Source organism: Nisaea sp., assembly GCF_034670185.1.
Classification (GTDB): domain Bacteria; phylum Pseudomonadota; class Alphaproteobacteria; order Thalassobaculales; family Thalassobaculaceae; genus Nisaea.
Genome location: NZ_JAXMNY010000001.1, coordinates 974944 through 994154 on the forward strand (window position 1 = coordinate 974944; position 19211 = coordinate 994154).

Annotated in this window: 18 protein-coding genes and 2 tRNA genes; 8 read left to right on the forward strand and 12 right to left on the reverse strand. The window is 59.4% G+C overall.

From position 1 onward, the window contains the following. Positions 1-58 precede the first annotated feature (58 nt). The 4 genes from VOI22_RS04615 to VOI22_RS04630 all read right to left on the reverse strand — a co-directional run bounded on the left by VOI22_RS04615 (position 59) and on the right by VOI22_RS04630 (position 3696). The gene (locus VOI22_RS04615; protein ID WP_323795395.1) at positions 59-1129 is read right to left on the reverse strand and encodes a GNAT family acetyltransferase; all 1071 of its coding nucleotides are present in this window, start codon (positions 1127-1129) and stop codon (positions 59-61) included. Between the two features lie 11 nt (positions 1130-1140). Continuing rightward, positions 1141-1995, reverse strand: a complete 855-nt coding sequence (gene sseA / locus VOI22_RS04620; RefSeq protein WP_323795396.1) for a 3-mercaptopyruvate sulfurtransferase — start codon at positions 1993-1995, stop codon at positions 1141-1143. Between the two features lie 23 nt (positions 1996-2018). Beyond that, positions 2019-3020 carry a cysteine synthase A gene (locus VOI22_RS04625; RefSeq protein WP_323795397.1) on the reverse strand — a complete coding sequence of 334 codons (1002 nt, stop codon included), beginning with the start codon at positions 3018-3020 and terminating at the stop codon, positions 2019-2021. A gap of 106 nt (positions 3021-3126) precedes the next feature. After that, positions 3127-3696 carry a GNAT family N-acetyltransferase gene (locus tag VOI22_RS04630; protein ID WP_323795398.1) on the reverse strand — a complete coding sequence of 190 codons (570 nt, stop codon included), beginning with the start codon at positions 3694-3696 and terminating at the stop codon, positions 3127-3129. 164 nt (positions 3697-3860) lie between these two features. Between VOI22_RS04630 and VOI22_RS04635 the strand changes: the two genes are divergently transcribed. Both VOI22_RS04635 and VOI22_RS04640 read left to right on the forward strand, forming a co-directional pair. Further along, a complete protein-coding gene (locus VOI22_RS04635; protein ID WP_323795399.1) occupies positions 3861-4379 on the forward strand; it encodes a histidine phosphatase family protein in 519 nt (172 codons plus the stop codon). Continuing rightward, positions 4376-5968 carry a CYTH and CHAD domain-containing protein gene (locus tag VOI22_RS04640; RefSeq protein ID WP_323795400.1) on the forward strand — a complete coding sequence of 531 codons (1593 nt, stop codon included), beginning with the start codon at positions 4376-4378 and terminating at the stop codon, positions 5966-5968. Before VOI22_RS04635 ends, VOI22_RS04640 begins: the two co-directional genes overlap by 4 nt. On the opposite strand, the gene VOI22_RS04645 is transcribed toward VOI22_RS04640, so the two are convergent. From VOI22_RS04645 to VOI22_RS04660, 4 genes are all read right to left on the reverse strand, one after another. Beyond that, positions 5957-7057 (reverse strand): CaiB/BaiF CoA-transferase family protein, encoded by a 1101-nt coding sequence (locus VOI22_RS04645; protein WP_323795401.1) that lies wholly within the window; start codon positions 7055-7057, stop codon positions 5957-5959. The genes VOI22_RS04640 and VOI22_RS04645 overlap by 12 nt on opposite strands. 129 nt (positions 7058-7186) lie before the next feature. After that, positions 7187-7261, reverse strand: a tRNA-Asn gene (locus tag VOI22_RS04650). A gap of 202 nt (positions 7262-7463) precedes the next feature. Beyond that, positions 7464-7537: transfer RNA gene (locus VOI22_RS04655), tRNA-Cys, on the reverse strand. An 86-nt stretch (positions 7538-7623) separates the two neighbouring features. Then, positions 7624-8700 (reverse strand): tartrate dehydrogenase, encoded by a 1077-nt coding sequence (locus VOI22_RS04660; protein WP_323795402.1) that lies wholly within the window; start codon positions 8698-8700, stop codon positions 7624-7626. Positions 8701-8851: 151 nt separating this feature from the next. Between VOI22_RS04660 and VOI22_RS04665 the strand changes: the two genes are divergently transcribed. The 4 genes from VOI22_RS04665 to VOI22_RS04680 all read left to right on the forward strand — a co-directional run bounded on the left by VOI22_RS04665 (position 8852) and on the right by VOI22_RS04680 (position 14498). After that, positions 8852-9511: a protein-L-isoaspartate O-methyltransferase gene (locus VOI22_RS04665; protein WP_323795403.1), complete on the forward strand. Its 660-nt coding sequence runs from the start codon at positions 8852-8854 to the stop codon at positions 9509-9511. A 40-nt stretch (positions 9512-9551) separates the two neighbouring features. After that, on the forward strand, positions 9552-10949 hold the full coding sequence (locus VOI22_RS04670) for a TolC family outer membrane protein (protein WP_323795404.1): 1398 nt from the start codon (positions 9552-9554) through the stop codon (positions 10947-10949). A 94-nt stretch (positions 10950-11043) separates the two neighbouring features. Beyond that, positions 11044-11727, forward strand: a complete 684-nt coding sequence (locus VOI22_RS04675; RefSeq protein WP_323795405.1) for a DUF2497 domain-containing protein — start codon at positions 11044-11046, stop codon at positions 11725-11727. A 128-nt stretch (positions 11728-11855) separates the two neighbouring features. Next, positions 11856-14498, forward strand: a complete 2643-nt coding sequence (locus VOI22_RS04680) for a valine--tRNA ligase (RefSeq protein ID WP_323795406.1) — start codon at positions 11856-11858, stop codon at positions 14496-14498. 12 nt (positions 14499-14510) lie between these two features. Here the strand turns inward: VOI22_RS04680 and VOI22_RS04685 are convergent, their stop codons facing one another. Both VOI22_RS04685 and VOI22_RS04690 read right to left on the reverse strand, forming a co-directional pair. Further along, positions 14511-14957 carry a thermonuclease family protein gene (locus VOI22_RS04685; RefSeq protein WP_323795407.1) on the reverse strand — a complete coding sequence of 149 codons (447 nt, stop codon included), beginning with the start codon at positions 14955-14957 and terminating at the stop codon, positions 14511-14513. 15 nt (positions 14958-14972) lie between these two features. Beyond that, entirely contained in the window at positions 14973-15878 is a 906-nt protein-coding gene (locus tag VOI22_RS04690) for an HAD-IIA family hydrolase (protein WP_323795408.1), read from the reverse strand. Between the two features lie 168 nt (positions 15879-16046). Between VOI22_RS04690 and VOI22_RS04695 the strand changes: the two genes are divergently transcribed. Beyond that, positions 16047-16226 carry a hypothetical protein gene (locus VOI22_RS04695; protein WP_323795409.1) on the forward strand — a complete coding sequence of 60 codons (180 nt, stop codon included), beginning with the start codon at positions 16047-16049 and terminating at the stop codon, positions 16224-16226. Positions 16227-16258: 32 nt separating this feature from the next. Next, positions 16259-17761, forward strand: coding sequence for a M81 family metallopeptidase (locus VOI22_RS04700; RefSeq protein WP_323795410.1), 1503 nt, complete (start codon positions 16259-16261; stop codon positions 17759-17761). Between the two features lie 122 nt (positions 17762-17883). Here VOI22_RS04700 and xth read toward each other — a convergent pair whose 3' ends face one another. Then, on the reverse strand, positions 17884-18654 hold the full coding sequence (gene xth / locus VOI22_RS04705) for an exodeoxyribonuclease III (RefSeq protein WP_323795411.1): 771 nt from the start codon (positions 18652-18654) through the stop codon (positions 17884-17886). 115 nt (positions 18655-18769) lie between these two features. Further along, positions 18770-19201, reverse strand: a complete 432-nt coding sequence (gene erpA, locus VOI22_RS04710) for an iron-sulfur cluster insertion protein ErpA (RefSeq protein WP_323795412.1) — start codon at positions 19199-19201, stop codon at positions 18770-18772. Positions 19202-19211: the final 10 nt, after the last annotated feature.

A 19211-nucleotide genomic window follows, 5' to 3' on the forward strand; every position in this document is an offset into this window, starting at 1 on the left:
AGGGCGCGCTGCGAGAGATCGCGCGCGCCCTTCGCATTTCTAATTCATGGAGTTGAGGTCAGCGCGTGGCACCGTCGGCCAACGGAAGTTTTTCCGCGGCCGCATGATCCCGGAACAGGCTGTTCGGCGCGTGTCCACGCTCCGAAGCGTGCGGAGGGAGCGGTAGCCCGGCCAGCCGCGGGTCTGGCAGGATCTCGATCTCCCGTGCGTAGGGCACGAACCCGGCTCTCTGGTAATTTCCGAGGGCGCGGGGGTGATCGAGGTCACAGGTATGGACCCAGACGCGTTCTGTTTCCGGCTGCCATGCGAGATCGATTGCCGCGTCGATGAAATAGCGCCCGATACCGATCCCGATGAAGCCCGGTAACAAGCCAAAATAGGACAGCTCCACGTTCTTGCCGTTCTGACTGCGTTCAAGTTCACAGAACCCGGCCGGCTCTCCATCCACACTCAGCAGATAATACTCGGCTCCCGCGCGTGAGAGGGCTGCTGCCAGCGTTTCGTCATCCATGATCCGGCGAGACACCCAGGTCCAGTCGCCGCCGACCCCATCATAGAGGAACCGGTAGAATCGCACGCTGGGAATGGCCATCCGTTCCAGCACGATCCGTTTGCCGATCTCCGGCGGCCGGGCAGGCTCCCGGTCTGGCCGGGAAAGCATTTCCAGGTGGATAACCGTCGTTTCTGTCTGCCCGGTCTGCCAATCCGGCACCGGGCCAAATCGCTTCGCCATGACAAGGCGGTCTTCCTGGACATAGCCCAGTCGCTCGTAGAAGTCTTTTACCCTGGTATTCGCAGGCCGGATCATGAGCTGGGCCTTGCCGACACCGCGCTCTTGCAGCCAGTCCTCGGCGGCGGACATGATTTCCCGGCCAAGACCGCTCGTCTGTCGGCCCGGAGCCACTCCGACATAATAGTACCAGCCGCGATGCCCATCGTGACCGACCATGCTGGCGGCTGCCAGTTCCTGACCATCGAACCCGAGCAGGATTTCTGCATTGGGGCTGGCGCGGCAGAAATGAATGTCCTCATAAGGATCGTTGTGCGGCACGGTGAGACCTGCCGCTTTCCAGAGTGCGACAACGGAATCGATATCGCCGCCCGCAATCGGGCGTACGTGCAAAGCCACGACGTCCTCCTTCAGGATGTTTCGACTGGCGTTTCCGGGTGCGCGCCCCATTCACTCCAGGAGCCGTCGTAAACGGCGACGTCTTCCTTGCCTAGCAGGTAGAGGCCGAGCGACAGGATGCAGGCGGTTACGCCGGACCCGCATGTCGTCGAGACCGGTTGCGCGAAATCAAGGCCGAGACCGGCCGCGAAACGGTCGCGCAAGGCATCTGCAGGCAGAAAGGTCTTGTCCGCGTTGAGCAGGGTACCGAATGGCATGCTGAGGCTGCCGGGGATATGACCGCTGCGCAGGCCGGCCCGGGGCTCAGGGGCCGTTCCGGCATAGCGTTCGGCCGCACGGGCATCAAGAACCGCCCTGGAGCCACTGCCGATATTGTCGCTGAGGGCGTTAAGGTCGGTAACCAGCTCTTTGCGGAAGGTCGCCGTGAAGCTGGCTGACGGGCGTGTTTCCGCGCCTGAGGCCACGGGCCGGTCTTCGGTCAGCCATTTTGGCAACCCGCCATTCAGGACAGCGACCTTGTCATGCCCGAACAGCCGGAACATCCACCAGACCCTGGCTGCACTCATCATACCGTAGACATCGTAGACGACGACGAGGTCATCGTTCGATATTCCCATCGCCCCGACCTTCGCCGCGAATGTCTCGGCGTCCGGAATCATATGGGGCAGGGTGGCGGCGGGGTCTTTCACATCGTCGATATCGAAGCGTCCGGCACCCGGGATGTGCTTTTTGAGATATTCCGAGTCCGCGTCGCGATCTATGCCGGGCAGGTGATAGCTGGCATCGAGGATCTTGACCGTCGGATTGCCGAGATTCTCGGCCAACCAAGCTGTCTCGACGAGTGCTTCTGGATTCTTGTAATTCATCGTTTTCCTCCCGCTTTGCGCCGTCAGACCAACCAACTCGGTACCGGCAGTCCTTTTTCTTTCAGGAACTCCGGATTGAAGATCTTGCTCTGGTAGCGGTGTCCCCAATCGCACAGTATGGTGACGATGGTGTGACCCGGTCCCATCTGTTTGGCGAGCTTGACGGCGCCGGCGACATTGATGCCGGTCGAGCCGCCCATGCAGAGACCTTCTTCCATCAGGAGCTTGAAGATCACATCGAGGGCTTCCTCGTCGGTCACTTGGAACGGCGCATCGACCGTGATGCCTTCGAGGTTCTTCGTAATCCGGCCCTGGCCGATTCCCTCGGTGATAGAGCCACCCTCTGATTTCAGCTCACCATGTGCATAGTGATTGAAGATCGCCGAGCCCATTGGGTCCGCGAGGCCGATGGTGACATCCGGATTGCGCTCTTTGAGTGCCATGCTGACACCGCCGATGGTTCCGCCGCTGCCGACGGAACAGATGAAGCCATCGACCGTGCCGTCGGTCTGGTCCCAGATCTCCGGGCCCGTCGTGGTGTAGTGGCCATGGCGGTTGGCGACATTGTCGAACTGGTTTGCCCAGATTGCGCCATTCTGCTCATTCGCTGCGATTTCCTCGGCCAGACGGCCGGAGTACCGCACGTAATTGTTCGGGTCCTTGTAAGGGGCTGCAGGAACCAGCCGGAGATCCGCGCCGACAAGGCGCAGCATGTCCTTTTTCTCCTGGCTCTGGGTTTCCGGCATGACGATGACGGAGCGGTAACCGAGCGCATTGCCGACAAGGGCAAGGCCGATGCCCGTATTGCCGGCCGTTCCCTCGACAATCACGCCGCCGGGGCGCAGGGCGCCACGTTCTTCGGCATCGCGAATGATCGCCAGCGCCGCACGGTCCTTTACAGAACCACCCGGATTAAGGAACTCGGCCTTGCCGAGGATGGTGCAGCCGGTTTCCTCCGACGCGCGCTTCAGTTTGATCAGCGGGGTATTGCCGATTGTGCCGACGAAGCCATCGCGAATTTGCATTCTTTTTCTCCGGTATTACGTGCGGGCCATCAGGCCCCGAACTTAGTGTTCGATCCGTCCGCTTACCAGTTCGTATGCCCTTAATGTGAGCGGGCGGGTGCGGATTTCACAGTTTCTGTTCCTGCATGGATCGACGCAGGGAAGACCCGGCGAGGCGATAGAGAATTTTATCGCTCTTCAGCAACGGGCCGAGCTTTTCGTAAAAGGCCGTCGCCTTCTCGTTCCAGGGATCGGCTGTCCAGTCGATCTGCTCGACACCGCATTCTTCCGCCTGTCGTACCAGCTCGGCCATCAGGCCTGCGCCTACGCCTGACGCACGCGCTCTTCTCGTGACGAAAAGATCCTGAATGAAAAAGCTGCGCTGGCAGCTGGCGAGAGCGAAGACTTCGGTATAGGCGATAAATCCCTGCAATCCGGCGGTTGTTTCGGCGACCAGTACCTTGAGATTGTTGTCCCGCTCAAAAAGTTCCGACGTCATGATATGGGCCATATAGGAGCGCTGGTTTCGCGCCGGAAGGCCATAAAATGCGAGAAGTTCCTGGGTGAGTAGAGCAAGGCTGTCGATATCTTCCGGCTTGAGCGGGCGGATACCTGCTGCTTTTCCGGAATCGATTTGATTACCTTTTGTCGCGGGATCAATGAGCGCGGTATTTCGGGGCGGAGTTTCGGCGCTCATAAACGGTTCCAGCGGACAAACATAATGCGGTACGGGGCAACCGCCTTGTTTGACCTTGGCGGCAGCAGCACGCGCTGTCAATTTAGCGCTCTTTAAAAGGGGGCTGAAACGGTTATGGCGCTGAAGAATACGGGACCATCGCCCTCAGAGATGGGAGCCGCCTGGTGAGCAAAACCCTTTTGCTGTTGCGTCATGCCAAGTCCAGCTGGGACGCCCCGGCTCACAGTGACTTTGAGCGGCCGCTGAACCGGCGCGGCGAACGTTCGGCGGCGGTTATAGGCATCATGATGAAGCAGGAGAAGATCGCTCCCGATCTCATTCTCTGCTCGTCGGCCCGGCGAACGGTACAGACCCGGGACATTATTCGTCCTTATTTACCCCGCAATTGTCCAGTCGAGGAAACCTCCCGGATCTATGAAGCAAGCATGAACGATATTTTCGCTGTTCTGTCCGAGCTTCCCGACAATGTTCAAAAGCCGCTGCTTATCGGGCACAATCCTGGCCTGGCACAATTAACCTTGTTTCTGTGTAGTACAGCGGGAGGTGAAGCTCTGACCCGTGTGCAGGAGAAATTTCCGACCGGCGCTCTGGCGGAGATTGAGCTCGATATCGACACGTGGAATGAGATCGCGCCCGGAAAGGGGCGGTTACGCCGCTTTGTGGCTCCAAAGGATCTTGTATGAGTAGGAAAGCAGAGCCATTACCGACCGAATCGGAGTTGCGGCTCGCGATCTCGGAGAAATGGGTCAATCGGCTGAAGAGGTTGCCGTCTTTGGTCAAGTCAGGCAGTGAGCGGGCCAAGACCACTCATCTGAAGTCGACATATTTTGACACGCCAGACAAGGAGCTCGCCAACGCTGGCATTAACCTACGCATCCGGGAGATGGGGCGCAGGAAACTGCAAACCCTGAAGATCGGTAGCGGCTGGCAGGCCGGTATCACGCAGCGGATTGAGATCGAAGGCTGGGTTAGTGGCGAAGAGCCGACTCTCGACCTTATTCATGCGCCGGAGATTCGGGATTTGCTCACCCGGGACGGGATTTGGGGACGATTGCAGCCCGCTTTCGTGACGGACTTCCGGAGGACGAGCCGTCTTGTAACCTACGCCGGACGGTTCGGTGACGCACTCATTTCGGCGGATCTCGATATCGGCGAGATTCGCTCAGGCACCCGAAAAACGGCCATCTCCGAGCTGGAACTCGAACTCAAAGACGGTACGCCAAGCGCGTTGTTCGAGTTGGCATGTGCGATCAACGATGATGTTCCGGTCCGTATCGAATATCGCGGCAAGGCAACCCGCGCGGGGGAATTGCAGGTTCCAAAGGAGCCGAAGCCGGTCAAAGGGCGGCGGCCTCCGTTGGTTCGGGGGAGCCGGATCAATGAATCGGCAGTTGCGATCCTGAAGGCTTGCCAGACGCAGATCGCTGCGAACGAATTCCCGATTCTGGAGAGTATGGACCCTGAAGGACCGCACCAGATGCGAGTGGCAGTGCGCCGTTTGAGAGCCGCGCTCGGGATGTTCCGGACATTCGGTGACACGGAGCTGATCGATCGCATCAGGGAAGAGGGGAAGTGGCTTGCGGGGTCCCTCGGCCAGGCGCGCGAATGGGATGTTTATATCGCTGATCTTCATGATCCCGTCGAGACCGCTCTTGGCACGGATATTCCGGCGCTGAAGGAACTCCGGGCGCTTGCTGAGGCTCGGCAGGAGGCCGGGTACAGAGACGCCCGGGCAGCCGTCGCATCGTCCCGGTTTACCTCTTTCCAGCTGCAACTCGGTCTGCTGATAGAAACGCTGACTAATTCCCAGAGAAAAGGCGCCTTCGACCATCTGGCCCGGAGTGAGGAATTTGCCGCGTCAAAGCTCGAAAAACGCTACCGCAAGGTTCGCAAAATGGGACGAACGGCCCTTCAGGGCAACACTGCAGCGAAGCATGAGCTGCGGCTCGAAATGAAGAAGATGCGCTATGCGTCTGAGTTTTTTTCGTCCCTTTTCGAGGCCAGAAAAGCCAAGATCTTTTCCAAGTCTGCGGCCCGATTACAGGACCTGCTCGGCTATGCAAACGACTACGCGGTATGCATTGAGCAGTTGGAGTCGCTTGTTGCTCCGGAGAGCGGAGCGAACATGCCCGATCTGATGAAGGCGTCGGGAATTGTCATCGGATGGCACGGGGAGGAAATGGCCCGCGCCGATCAAGAGATAGAAGATGCATGGAACCGGTTTCTGGATGCCGGGCGGTTCTGGCCGAAACGACATCGCTCAGCGAGCTGATGCATCACCTTTGAGTTCTGCAAGGATTTCGGCTGTGTGCTGGCCTCTGTAAGGACTCGGCGACGCAGGTGTTGGTTTCTTGCCATCGAATCGCGGTGCGGCTGCTGCCTGCAGCCGGCCGTCGAGATCCTGCCAAACCCCGCGCGCTACCATATGGGGATCGGTCGCGGCGTCATCCGGCGAAAGCACCGGTCCGACGCAGGCGTCGCTGCCCCCGAATAAAGCCAGCCAATGCGCGCGGGACTGGCCGGTGAAGAGGGAAGCAAGCCGTGCGCCGAGATTTGGCCAGAGAGACTCCTCGAACTGCTGTTCGAACGCCGAATCGCCTTCAAGCCCCAGGCGCTCCAGGAATATCCGGTAAAATTTAGGCTCCAGGCATTGAACCGAGAGAAAGAGGCCGTCGCTGCATTGATATGTGCGGCTCCAGTGCGGCCCGTCCAGCAGGCTGTGGCCGCGTTCCGTTTGGAAAGAGCCGGCCGCGCGAAGCGACATCAGCAGATTCATCATATGCGCCGAGCCGTCGACGATCGCTGCGTCCACAATGGTGCCCTGGCCGGTCGCACGGGCTTTCAGCAGGGCGGACAGGATGCCAATCACCAGATAGAGCGCGCCACCGCCGATATCTCCGACCAGGGTCGGGGGCGGGAAAGGTGCTGTGCCTGCCGGAGAGGCGTACCAGAGTGCGCCTGATAGCCCGATATAGTTCAGATCATGACCGGCCTCCCGGGCTTTGGGGCCGTCCTGGCCCCATCCCGTCATCCGGCCGTAGACAAGGCGTGGCTGCAGTGCGAGGCACTCATCCGGCCCCAGACCCAATCTCTCCATCACACCGGGCCTGAACCCCTCGATCAACCCGTCCGCACCTCTCAGCAGGGCCTTCAGGACTGCAACATCCTCTGGCACCTTGAGATCGAGGGCGATTGAGCGCTTGCCGCGATCAAGCAGGTTGTTATCGCCTTTGCCCGGAACATCCGATGCTGTCTTTCGGTGCACCGTGATCACGTCAGCACCAAGATCTGCGAGCAACATGGAGGCGAAAGGGGCGGGGCCGAGGGCCTCGATCTCGATGATACGGACATCAGATAACATGGTTGAAATCCAGCTGTTCGGGCAGTGGATCGCATGGTCGCTGGAATGGAAGCCGGCGACAATGCCGGGCAGGCGTGCGCCGAGAAATAAAAAAACGGCCGAAACCGAAGTTTCGACCGTTTTTGTTATTGGCTCCCCGGGACGGATTCGAACCGCCGGCCAAGCGATTAACAGTCGCTTGCTCTACCGCTGAGCTACCGGGGATCAGCAGCTCGCCGGGGGTGTGCCCCGACGAGGTGGCGGTATATAGCAGCGCTTTTCGGCGAGTGCAAACTCGAAACGTGCCTGTAGGGCAATTTTAGCATGAGCATTTTAAGCGCCGCCTTCTCATGCCCAAAAACAGGCATGGAAGGCTGTTACGGGACGCAAGCCGAGGAAATTATGCGTAAATTCTCAGAAGGGGAGTTGGAGGCCCGGGCCGGAATCGAACCGACGTACAAGGATTTGCAGTCCTCTGCATAACCACTCTGCCACCGGGCCAACAGGGCGCGATAGGTAGCCGCCCGCTCCACGCCCGTCAATGCCTTTTCATGCGTTGAAGCACTGTGTGAAACAAATGACCCGAATCACACATTCCCTTTCGACAGCGCAGCAAGCACTGCATCGGTCACTTGCCGCGTTGTTGCCGTGCCGCCGAGATCGCGCGGAAGAACAGATCCGTCCGCAGTCACCCGCTCAATGGCGGACATCAATCGTGACGCTGCGTCGGTTTCGCCGAGATGCTCAAGCAGCATGGCGCTGCTCCAGAATGTTCCGATCGGATTCGCCACGCCTTTGCCCGTGATATCGAAGGCCGAGCCATGGATGGGCTCGAACATGGAGGGCATATCCCGCTCCGGCCTCAGATTTCCTGTCGGTGCGATTCCGAGCGAACCGGTCAAAGCGGCGGCGAGATCGGAGAGCACATCTGCGTGCAGGTTTGTGGCGACAACCGTATCCAGGCTCTTCGGGTCCAGCACCATTCTTGTGGTCATCGCATCGACCAGCATCTTGTCCGTCTCGACATCCGGGTAATCGGATTTGATTCGCTCGAACACGCTGTCCCAGAACACCATGCCGTGCCGCTGGGCATTGGATTTCGTCACGAGCGTAAGTTTTTTCCGCGGACGGGATCGCGCGAGCTCGAAAGCAAAACGCTGGATTCGTTCGACGCCGACCCTGGTGAAGATGGAAACGTCGAGTCCGACTTCCTCTGGCAGACCGACATGGGCGCGTCCGCCGGCTCCAGCATATTCACCTTCCGAGTTTTCCCGGACGATAACCCAGTCGAGATCATCGGCAGTGACACCGGCGAGGGGCCCCTGAATACCTGGAAGCAGGCGGGCCGGGCGAACATTGGCGTACTGGTCGAGAGTCTGGCAGATCTTCAGGCGTAAGCCCCACAGGGTGATGTGGTCCGGGATATCGGGATCGCCGGCGGAGCCGAACAGGATTGCGTCGAATCGGCGTAGGGTATCGACCCCGTCCTCCGGCATCATCACGCCGTGCTTGCGATAATAGTCGCCGCCCCAGGGGAAATGCTCGAATGTAAGCTCGAAATCCGCACTGTCAGCGGCGAGCGCTTCGAGGATTTCAACGCCTGCGTCGATCACTTCCGGGCCAATGCCATCACCGGGGACGGCGGCAATCTGATATTTTTTCATGGCGGTTATCGGTGCGGCCGATGACAGGCCGTTCCTCCCTTGGGTGGTATCTGGGGTGGTATCTGGATTGTGTTCAAAAACCCCTCAAAGTATAACTGCCACAAGGCCGCGCATTGGCCTGCCTTTTCACATGCTGGAGCACTGTCGCGAAATGACGGACTTCGCCACTGCACGCCACAACATGGTCGAGAGTCAGATCAGGACAAACAAGGTCACTGATACGGCGATCATTGACGCTTTCGAAGCTGTTCCACGGGAGCTGTTCGTCCCCAAACAGTTAATGGGCGTCGCCTATGTCGACGAGGATCTGAACCTTGGCAACGGCCGGGTTCTGATGGAGCCGATGGTTTTTGCCCGCTTGCTGCAGATCGCGTTGCCTGATTCGGCAGACGAAGTACTGGATGTCGCGTGCGGGTGTGGTTATTCGACGGCCATCCTGTCGCATCTTGCCGGGACGGTTTACGGTGTCGAGCAGGACGAGCAGCTGGTCAGTGGTGCTAATGAACGGCTCGGTTCGCTTGATGTCGATAATGCGGCGATTGTCGCGGGTGATCCGCTTGGCGGTTATATAAAGAAAGCGCCTTACAGCCTGATTGTTATCGGCGGCGGGGTTGAACGAATCCCGGAATCGATTACCGATCAACTTGCCGATGGCGGAAGACTGGTCACGATACTATATGAGAACGGAGCGCGGCAGGGTAACGCCGTGCTTGTCGAAAAATTCGGGACGACGGTTTCCAAGCGGGTGGTTTTCGACGCCTCCGTGCCGTTGCTCCCGGAGTTCCGGAATGAGCCGAAGTTCGTTTTTTAGATTCTCACGTTTGCTTTTTGTTAAAGCGGAAAGATCTCGGATGACACGGGTGACGGGTATGAAGAAATTGCATCGCACGGCCGCGATGCTGACAGTGTCAGCTTGCATTCTTGGCGTTTCTGCACCACCAGTCACCGCCGAAACGCTTTCTGAAGTCCTTTCTTATACCTATCGGACCAACCCAACCCTCAATGCCGCCCGGGCAAGCCTGCGTGTCGTTGATGAAGGCGTCCCGCGAGCCAAGGGCGGTTGGCTGCCGACGGTCTCCTCGACACTTTCTGTCGGCTTCGAGAAAACCGATGTAGATACCAACACCACGTCAGCTGACGGCAACACGACGCCGAAATCGGCCAACGTTACGGTGACCCAGCCGATCTATCGTGGCGGTCGCACGGAAGCGGACGTCAACTCGGCCGAATATAGTGTGCAGCAAGAGCGCGCCACCATGTTCAGTACAGAGCAAAACACGCTGCTCGATGCGCTTACCGTCTATATGAACGTGATTCGGAACCAATCTGTCCTCGAACTGCAGAAAAAGAATCGGGCACGCCTGGAGACCCAGCTTCAGGCAACACGGGATCGTTTCGAGGTTGGTGAGGTGACGCGTACCGATGTGGCGCAGGCCGAAGCCCGCGTCGCCATTGCCGAGGCCGACCTGATCCAGGCGGAAGGCAATCTGATCAGCTCGCGGGTGGCGTACGAACGTGTCGTCGGTACTGTACCGAGTGAACTGGAAGATCCGGACATCGTTACGTCCTTGCCCGAGAGCCGGGAAGAGGCTGTTGAGCAGTCAGTCATCAATAATTTTTCGCTGATTGCCGCCAAATTCGATGAGCGACGCCTCGGTGAGACAATTGATTTGGTGTTTGGCGAGCTGCTGCCGACCGTGAATCTTGTCGGCTCTGCCGAATATGCCGAGGACAGCGGCTTCAACGACGACAAAACGACCGAGTTTGCCGTTACGGCTCAGGTCATCATTCCAATCTATCAGAAGGGGCAGGTCTCCGCGCGCGTCCGCGCAGCGAAGGAGAATGCCAACCGGTCCCGGATCGTGGTGGAGTCGATTCGCCGCGATACGGTCGACCTCGCGGCCCGTGCCTATGAGGCATGGCAGACTTCGGTAGCCCAAATTCTGGCTCTAAAATCCAGTGTAGATGCGGCTGAAATCGCCCTCGACGGCGTCCAGCAGGAAGCTACCGTTGGTGCCCGGACTGTGCTTGATGTCCTGGATGCGGAACAGGAGCTTCTAGACACGCAGGTCAGTCTTGTCAGCGCAAACCGGGACGAAGTCGTGGCTGCGTATACGCTTCTGCTCGCTATGGGCAAGCTCACAGCGGCGGATCTTGGTCTTGATGTCGAGTTCTACGATTACGACAAGCACTACCGGGATACCATCGATCGTGTCTGGGGAACTGATGTGTCGGGAAAACTCCCCTGATCGCCCGGGACTACTGGCCGGACGACAGGCTGGCGTTTCATAGACTTGTGGGATACCCTTTAAGCCTCTTGATTCCTTGTGGGTTTGAGTCTGGATGAGTGATACGGCGCAAGAACCGTCGATGGAGGAAATCCTCGCCTCGATTAGGCGAATAATTTCCGAAGACGGTGAGGAGGGCGAGGAAGCCCCACCCCCCGAAGAAGCTGCCGAGCCAGAACCGACTCCGGAACCGGAGTCCGGGCCTGAACCGGAGCCCGAAGCTGAGCCTGAGCCGGAACCCGAGCCCGAGCCGGAACCTGAAGTCGAGCCGGAGCCTGAAGCCGAGGCTGAAGCTGAGCCCGAGCCAGAACCTGATTTCGAGGAAGAAGAAGACGTCCTCGATTTGACGGATATGGAGGAAGAACAGCCGGAGCCGCTGTTCGAAGAGCAGAAGTTTAGCGACGACGAGCCGGAACCGGCCCCCGCGCCGCCTCCGCCACCACCTCCGCCGCCGCTGCAACAACCGCAGCAAGCGCCTCCGGCTGAGGGACTGGTTTCACCGCCGCAGGCCGCCGAAACGGTCGATGCGTTCAGCCGTCTGAATGAAAAGCTGAACGAGGATTATCACGAGCTGCCGATCGGCAACGGGGCCATAACACTTGAACGCCTGACGCGGGAATTGATGCGTCCGATGCTCAAGGAATGGCTCGATCAGCATCTGCCGATGATGGTTGAGCGTCTGGTTCGCGAGGAAATCGAGCGGCTGGTAATGCAGTCCCAGCGGCGCGACCCCTGGTAAGAACCATCGGTCCCGGGCTTTCCGGGCTGGAATTCCAAACGATGATGCCCTAAACCTGCTCTCCTTTCGGGGAGCAGGTTCTATCTGTTTTCTGATACCGGTTTCACGACATGGCCAAGGGCATCAAAATGCTTGGAAAGACATTCGACGCGGCCGCGGTTGAGCGGACCCATTACGAGAACTGGGAAAAAGCAGGGGCATTCGCCGCCGATCCCAACTCGAGCAAGGTTCCGTACACCATCATGATGCCGCCGCCGAACGTCACCGGCAGCCTGCATATGGGCCATGCGCTCACTTTCACCATTCAGGATATCCTGGTTCGCTATAAGCGGAAAACCGGCAAGGATACGCTGTGGCAGCCGGGTACGGACCATGCGGGCATCGCCACCCAGTCGGTTGTCGAACGCCAGCTCGCGGCCAAGCAGATCACCCGGCGCGCGATTGGCCGGGAAGCGTTCGTTGAGAAGATCTGGGAATGGAAAGCCGAATCAGGCGGAACCATCACCAGCCAGCTCCGTGCCCTCGGCGCTTCGCCGGATTGGCAGCGTGAGCGCTTCACAATGGACGAGGGCTGCTCCGACGCGGTCGCGAAGGTATTTGTAGACCTTCATAAAAAGGGCCTGATCTACAAGGACAAACGCCTTGTGAACTGGGACCCGGAACTGCACACGGCAATCTCCGACCTGGAGGTCCAGCAGGTCGAGAGCAAAGGCCATCTCTGGTATTTCCGGTATCCGCTGGAAGACGATCCCAGCCGGCATATCGTTGTGGCGACGACTCGCCCGGAAACCATGCTCGGCGACAGCGGCATTGCGGTGCATCCGGATGACGAGCGGTACAAGGATCTGGTGGGTAAATACGCCATCCTGCCGCTTGTTGGTCGCCGTATTCCGATTGTCGCGGACGAGTATTCCGATCCGGAAAAAGGCTCCGGCGCTGTCAAGATGACGCCCGCCCATGATTTCAACGATTTTGAGGTCGGTCGCAGGCACAATCTGGAACAGATCAACATCTTTGATAGCCGCGCGCGCATCAACGAGAACGCGCCGGAGGCCTATCGGGGGCTCGACAGGTTCGACGCCCGCAAGAAGATCATCGCGGACATGGAAGAAGCAGGGCTGCTGGAGCAGATTGAAGATATCCAGCACACCGTCCCGCACGGAGACCGCTCCGGCGTTGAGATCGAGCCGTGGTTGACCGATCAGTGGTACTGCGACGCGGAAACTTTGGCGAAACCGGCTATTGAAGCCGTCGAGACCGGTAAAACCCAGTTCGTGCCGAAGAGCTGGGAGAACACCTATTTCGACTGGATGCGCAACATCCAGCCCTGGTGCATTTCACGTCAGCTTTGGTGGGGTCATCAGATCCCGGCCTGGTACGGCCCGGACGGCAGCATTTTCGTCGAGGAATCGGAAGAGGCGGCGCAGGCCGCAGCGGATGCGCATTATGGCGCACCGACCGAGATCACGCGCGATGAAGATGTGCTGGATACCTGGTTCTCTTCCGCGCTCTGGCCGTTCTCGACACTCGGTTGGCCGGAAAAAACACCTGAACTGGACCGTTATTATCCGGGTGATGTGTTGGTCACCGGTTTCGACATCATTTTCTTCTGGGTCGCCCGGATGATGATGATGGGCATTCATTTCATGGGCGAGGTGCCGTTCTCCACGGTCTATATCCACGCTCTGGTCCGGGATCAGCACGGCGCCAAGATGTCCAAGTCCAAAGGCAACGTGATGGATCCGCTCGATCTTATCGAGAAATTCGGCACAGACGCGCTGCGTTTCACCCTTACCGCCATGGCGGCGCAGGGCAGGGATATCAAGCTCGCCGAGAGCCGCGTCGAGGGCTACCGGAATTTCACGACCAAACTCTGGAACGCGGCGCGCTATGCGGAAATGAACGAGTGTCAGTGGGATGCGTCGTTCGATCCGAAAGCCGCGACACAGACCGTAAACCGCTGGATCATCTCTGAGCTGGCAGAAACGGAAGCCAAGGTCTCCAAGGCTATCGACAGCTACCGGTTTAACGACGCTGCGGGCGCGCTCTATCACTTTATCTGGGGCACCTACTGCGACTGGTATCTGGAATTCACCAAGCCGATTCTCTCCGGGGCAGATAAGGCCGCCGCTGAGGAAACCCGCAAGGCGACGGCCTGGGTGCTGATGCAGGCAATCAACCTGCTGAACCCGCTGATGCCGTTCATTACCGAAGAGCTGTGGTCTGCTTTCGGCGGCGAAGGCCAGTTGATTACCACGGCTTGGCCTGATGGCTTGCAGGAAGCTGCAGACGCCGATGCCATTGCCGAGATGGACTGGGTGGTGCGGCTTATTTCCGAAGTGCGCTCTATCCGTTCGGAAATGAACGTGCCGGCCGCCGCGAAGATTGATCTGCTGCTGAAGGACATGTCCGCTCAGACAGTGGAGCGGCTGGAGCGGAACCGGGATGTGATCATCCGTCTGGCCCGTCTGGAGACTATTTCAGCGACCGAGGATATTCCCACCGGTGCTGTTCAGGGTGTGATCGACGAGGCGATGATCGTTCTGCCGATCGCTGATGTGCTTGATCTGGCCCAGGAACGTGTGCGGCTGGAAAAGGATCTCGGCAAGCTCGATGGCGAGATCATCAAGCTGGACAAGAAGCTCTCGAATGAGAGCTTCACATCCCGCGCTCCGGCCGAAGTGGTCGAAGAAAACCGTGAGCGGCTGGCCGACGAGAAGGCCCGGCGGGATAAACTGGCCGCCGCACTGGAACGGATTGCAGCACTCTAGGGTGCTAAGTCCTTAGTTAGGCACACTTTCCCAAAGCCCGCGCTTCCCGGCGCGGGCTTTTTCTTCTGCCGGCCTGTAGGCATCGCCTGCTTCATCGGCGACAGCCCAGCCGGACAGCACCATCTCGTTCGACAGATCTTTCTTATTGACGATGCAGCGGGCGTTGAATGTTTCCACGGCCACGCAGCGAGCCTGTTTGCGGTCTGCCAGTTCCTGCAGATGCTTCTTTGCGGCGGCGCCGCAGAGCCAGGGCAGTGCGCCGCGCAGGCATTTCTGGCGCGGACTCGGGGCGACGATTCCAAACAGCCTTATCACGCTTCTGTCTATCTGGATGGTTCCGGCGTCAATAACGCGGGCTTCGCCTTCGATGACGATCGGCTTCTTGTCTGCCGCCATTGCGGCATTTGATAAGCCGGTTAGACAGAGAAGCATCGAGAGCAAGAGGACTGGCGCATGCATGCGGTCGCTCCATGATTAAATCGACGGTGCGATGAAATCAGGCCAGATTCCGCTTTCTTCTGCAAGTCTGAGGGGATCCTTTCCGCGTGTGAAGCCGGTTTCGACCAACAGGGCCTTCATGCCCCGGGCCCGTCCGCCGAGCACGTCCGTGTGGAGCGTATCGCCAACGCAGAGCACCCGTTCGGCCGGGATATGGGCCAGATCCCGCATGGCCATCTCATAAACCGGAGCGAAAGGCTTGCCGAGGAAGACCGGCTCGATCCCGGCTTCGTCCGCAAGCTGATGCGCGAGATAGCCGGGCTCCAGGCTCATTGCATCGGTATAGGGAGCTGTCAGGTCCGGATTTCCAACGATCACGGGGCGGGGGTGGCGCTTGAAGCTCTTGATGATCGGCGCGAAATCCTTTCTCCAGAAATCATCGCAATCGAGCAGCAACAAGCCGGAGGCCTCGTCGATATTGACGCCGTCATCCGGCCAGGCACGAATGTCATGGCCCCCTTGAGGGATGAGACGGGGATCGAGGCCGACGGCAGCCCAGAAACCATCCCCTCCGCTCTCAAGCATGTTTTCAAGCAGGCTGACACCGGCGAAAATCTCTGATTCCTCGAACAGGTAACCGCGCGCGCGGTGGCTTTCGCACATTGCGGAGATGCTCTTTGAGCCGTCGTTTGAGACAACACGGACGGCAACGCCTGCCTTGCGGATACAATCATAAGCCGCAGGGCCCTCGGGGATGACCGGGGGACCGAGACTGAGAACGCCGAAATTATCGAGGATGACAGCGTCGAAATCTCCGATGATCTCTGCAATGCCGGAAATGTGGCGTGGCGTGACCGGCGGCGGTGCGGGAGGCAACCGGTGCGCCCAGCGCAGATACCCGGCCCAGCTATCGTCGAACGTCAGATATTCCCTCGCGCACATGCCTGTCAGTCCCTCAGTCGGTCGGGTTTTGGAACCGGAGCGGTTCCAGAAGAATGGTTCCGGGCAAATTGCTATCGCGCATGGCCCGTGATTAAGATGTCATGCATTGATTACAGGCAGATGCACCCTCTGCCAACGCCGCCTCATCCCCGAGGGTACGGAATCTGAATGGTACAGCACGGAGACAGGACCGGGATCGAGCAGGAGCCGCGCCGCTGGCGCAGCTCCGAGTTCATCGGTCTTGTCGTCTTTCTTCTCATCTGCGTGGCCGTCCTGCCTTTTGTGCGGGACAGCTACATCCTCCAGGACGTCTGGGTCGCACTCTGCGGCGCCATCGGCATCAATTAGTTTAGTCATCTCAATCGGACAGGAGAGTCAGAATGGCGCGGATTATCATCGGCGGCTTTCAGCACGAGACGAATACCTTTGGCCCAAGCAAGGCGGGGCTGGATGCTTTCACCAGCCCGGGGAGCTGGCCAGCATTGGTCACGGGCGCTCCCCTGTTCGAAGCGGTCAAGGGGATCAACCTGTCTGTTGCAGGTTTTATCGAGCAGGCCAAAAAGCTCGGACACGAGCTGGTGCCGACGAGCTGGGCCGCGGCTTCTCCCTCCGCCCATGTCACGGACGACGCTTACGAGCATATCGCCGGGTTGATCCTGAAGGGCATTGAAGAGGCTCTGCCAGCTGACGCGGTCTATCTCTGCCTGCATGGCGCGATGGCGACGGAGACATATGAAGACGGTGAGGGGGAGCTGCTGCGCCGGATACGTGCGCTCGTTGGCGAGGACATGCTAATTCTGGCCAGCCTCGACCTGCATGCGAATGTCACACCTGAGATGGTTGCCCGGGCAAACGGTCTCGACGCCTACCGGACCTATCCGCATATCGATATGGCTGATACAGGGGGGCGGGTCGCGCGCCGGCTGGATACCCTCCTGAAGTCAGGCCGCAAACCCGTCCACACTTTTGAGCAAATTCCCTTTCTGATGCCGCTGGTCCGGCAATGCACAATGGCGGAGCCTGCTGCCGGCCTCTACGAGATGATCCCGGACCTGGAGGCGGCACATGGCGTCTCGCTCTCCTTCGCAACGGGCTTTCCGGCAACCGACATCTATCATTGCGGCGCCTCTGTTTTCGCTTACGGAGACACCGAGGGTGATGTGAAACAATCCGTGAAACAATTGGTTGATGCCATTTGCGCCAAGGAAGCGGATTTTTCGGCCGCATTGCCCAATCCGGACGACGCGGTTCGAGAAGCGATGCGCATCGCGGCGGCGGCGGACCGTCCGGTCATCATCGCGGATGTGCAGGACAATTCCGGCGGCGGTGCTGACAGTGACACGACGGGGCTGTTGCGCGCTCTTGTCCGCAATGGCGCCGAGGGTGCTGCGCTCGGATTGCTGGTTGATGCCGAGTCGGCGCTGGCTGCGCATGAGGCCGGTGAGGGGGCGGAAGTCGTGCTCGCTCTTGGCGGCAAGTCCCGGGTGCCGGGCGATGCGCCGTTTGAAGGCACGTTCCGGGTCGAGGCACTTTCAGACGGAGAATTCACGGCGACTGGACCGTTCTATTCCGGCACCCACATGCGGCTCGGCCCGTCGGCCCGGCTCAGCATCAATGGCGTGCAGATCGTGGTCGGCTCCCGCAAGGTTCAGATGGCCGACCGGATGATGTACCGCTTCCTTGGCATTGAGCCGGAACAAATGAAGATCCTGGTGAATAAAAGCTCGGTGCACTACCGCGCCGATTTCGCGCCGATCGCCGCAGAAATCATAGAGTGTGCGTCTCCGGGCCCGGTTCTGGCCGATCCGGCGGCGCTACCGTGGAAACATCTGCGCGAAGGGCTGCGGACACGGCCGCTGGGGGACCCGTTCAAAGCGGGGTGAGCCCACTCTAAATCGTCATTCCCGCGCACGCGGGGACCCAGGAAATCAGAACTCGCCATGATCGACTAGGTCCCGGCTCTCCGGCCGGGATGACGTCTAAAAAGCGATGACGACGTGAGCAGTTACGCCGCGAGCTCGATCCAGACCGGGGTGTGGTCCGAGGCCTTGGTTTTTCCGCGCGGGCCGGAGTCGATGCCGGAGGCTTTCAGCCGGTCCGCCGCTTGCGGCGAGAGCAGGAGATGGTCGATCCGGACACCGTGATCGTTTTGCCAGGCGCCGCCCTGATAATCCCAGAAGCTGTAGCGGTGCGGCGCGGTGTTGTAGATCCTGTAGGCGTCGGCATAGCCGAGATTGAGAATGGAGCGGTATGCGGCACGGGATTCCGGCTGGCAGAGCGCATCGTCCGCCCAACCAGCTGGGTCATGCACGTCTTCGTCCATCGGCACGACATTGTAGTCGCCTGCCAGCACAACGGGGCCCTCGCTTTGCAGTAGGGTTTCCGCCCGCGCCTTCAGTCGCTTCATCCAATCCAGCTTGTAGGTGAATTTCTCGGTCGCGATCGGGTTGCCATTCGGCAGATAGATCGAGGCGAAGCGGATGCCGCAGATCGTGCCCTCGACATAGCGCGCCTGTTCGTCCGCATCGTCGCCGGGCAGTCCAACCAGCGGGTCTTCGATCTCGTGTTTGGAGAGGATAGCGACGCCGTTATAGCTCTTCTGCCCGTGCGCCAGAATCTTGTAGCCGCGTTCCTCAATCTCAAGGCGCGGGAAATTCTCGTCCACGGTCTTGGTTTCCTGGAGCATGGCAACGTCCGGCTGGAAGCCGTCTAGCCACTCCAGCAGGTTCGGGAGCCGCGCCTTGACCGAGTTGACGTTCCAGGTGGCCGCTTTCATGGGGAGTCCGTTCCGCGAAGAGCTTGGAGAATGACGAACGGCGAGTTTGCCCGCACGCTGTCGCGCGGCCAAGACACTTTGCCGGACATCAAGGAAACCGGCGCGTTAGCGTCTGTCAGAGGGAGAAGGACGTACCGCAGCCGCAGGAAGACGAGGCATTCGGATTCGTGACCTGGAAATAGGCGCCGAGCAATTCGTCGACATAATCGAGCACGCCACCGTCCAGCAGGTCGAGAGAGGTATCGTCCACGATCACTTTCATGCCATGGCTCTCAAACACGTGGTCGTCGTCTTTCATCACATCGTCGAAACCGAAATCGTATTGGAAACCTGAGCAGCCGCCGCCCTCGACGCCGACGCGCATGAATTTGCCGCCGCCATTCTCTTCCATGTCCAGCAGGACCTTGATCCGCTGGGCCGCACTTTCGCTTAATCCGAAGCTGCGCGCACCAGCACCCGGAGGTGCTGCGGCAGCACTGTCACCATGGTTTTCAGCGAGGCTCATCGCCGCTCCGATCATCGCGTTCGAATTTATGACCGTGATCATAATCACGTCC

Excerpts from the sequence above, each read along its gene's own strand:
- VOI22_RS04665 (WP_323795403.1), top strand. The coding sequence starts at position 8,852 with ATGACGGACTTCGCCACTGCACGCCACAACATGGTCGAGAGTCAGATC.
- VOI22_RS04645 (WP_323795401.1), bottom strand. The coding sequence starts at position 7,057 with ATGTTATCTGATGTCCGTATCATCGAGATCGAGGCCCTCGGCCCCGCC.
- VOI22_RS04700 (WP_323795410.1), top strand. The coding sequence starts at position 16,259 with ATGGCGCGGATTATCATCGGCGGCTTTCAGCACGAGACGAATACCTTT.
- VOI22_RS04660 (WP_323795402.1), bottom strand. The coding sequence starts at position 8,700 with ATGAAAAAATATCAGATTGCCGCCGTCCCCGGTGATGGCATTGGCCCG.
- VOI22_RS04690 (WP_323795408.1), bottom strand. The coding sequence starts at position 15,878 with ATGTGCGCGAGGGAATATCTGACGTTCGACGATAGCTGGGCCGGGTAT.
- xth (WP_323795411.1), bottom strand. The coding sequence starts at position 18,654 with ATGAAAGCGGCCACCTGGAACGTCAACTCGGTCAAGGCGCGGCTCCCG.
- VOI22_RS04695 (WP_323795409.1), top strand. The coding sequence starts at position 16,047 with ATGGTACAGCACGGAGACAGGACCGGGATCGAGCAGGAGCCGCGCCGC.
- sseA (WP_323795396.1), bottom strand. The coding sequence starts at position 1,995 with ATGAATTACAAGAATCCAGAAGCACTCGTCGAGACAGCTTGGTTGGCC.
- VOI22_RS04625 (WP_323795397.1), bottom strand. The coding sequence starts at position 3,020 with ATGCAAATTCGCGATGGCTTCGTCGGCACAATCGGCAATACCCCGCTG.
- VOI22_RS04670 (WP_323795404.1), top strand. The coding sequence starts at position 9,552 with ATGACACGGGTGACGGGTATGAAGAAATTGCATCGCACGGCCGCGATG.
- VOI22_RS04675 (WP_323795405.1), top strand. The coding sequence starts at position 11,044 with ATGAGTGATACGGCGCAAGAACCGTCGATGGAGGAAATCCTCGCCTCG.
- erpA (WP_323795412.1), bottom strand. The coding sequence starts at position 19,201 with ATGATCACGGTCATAAATTCGAACGCGATGATCGGAGCGGCGATGAGC.
- VOI22_RS04640 (WP_323795400.1), top strand. The coding sequence starts at position 4,376 with ATGAGTAGGAAAGCAGAGCCATTACCGACCGAATCGGAGTTGCGGCTC.
- VOI22_RS04685 (WP_323795407.1), bottom strand. The coding sequence starts at position 14,957 with ATGCATGCGCCAGTCCTCTTGCTCTCGATGCTTCTCTGTCTAACCGGC.
- VOI22_RS04680 (WP_323795406.1), top strand. The coding sequence starts at position 11,856 with ATGCTTGGAAAGACATTCGACGCGGCCGCGGTTGAGCGGACCCATTAC.
- VOI22_RS04630 (WP_323795398.1), bottom strand. The coding sequence starts at position 3,696 with ATGAGCGCCGAAACTCCGCCCCGAAATACCGCGCTCATTGATCCCGCG.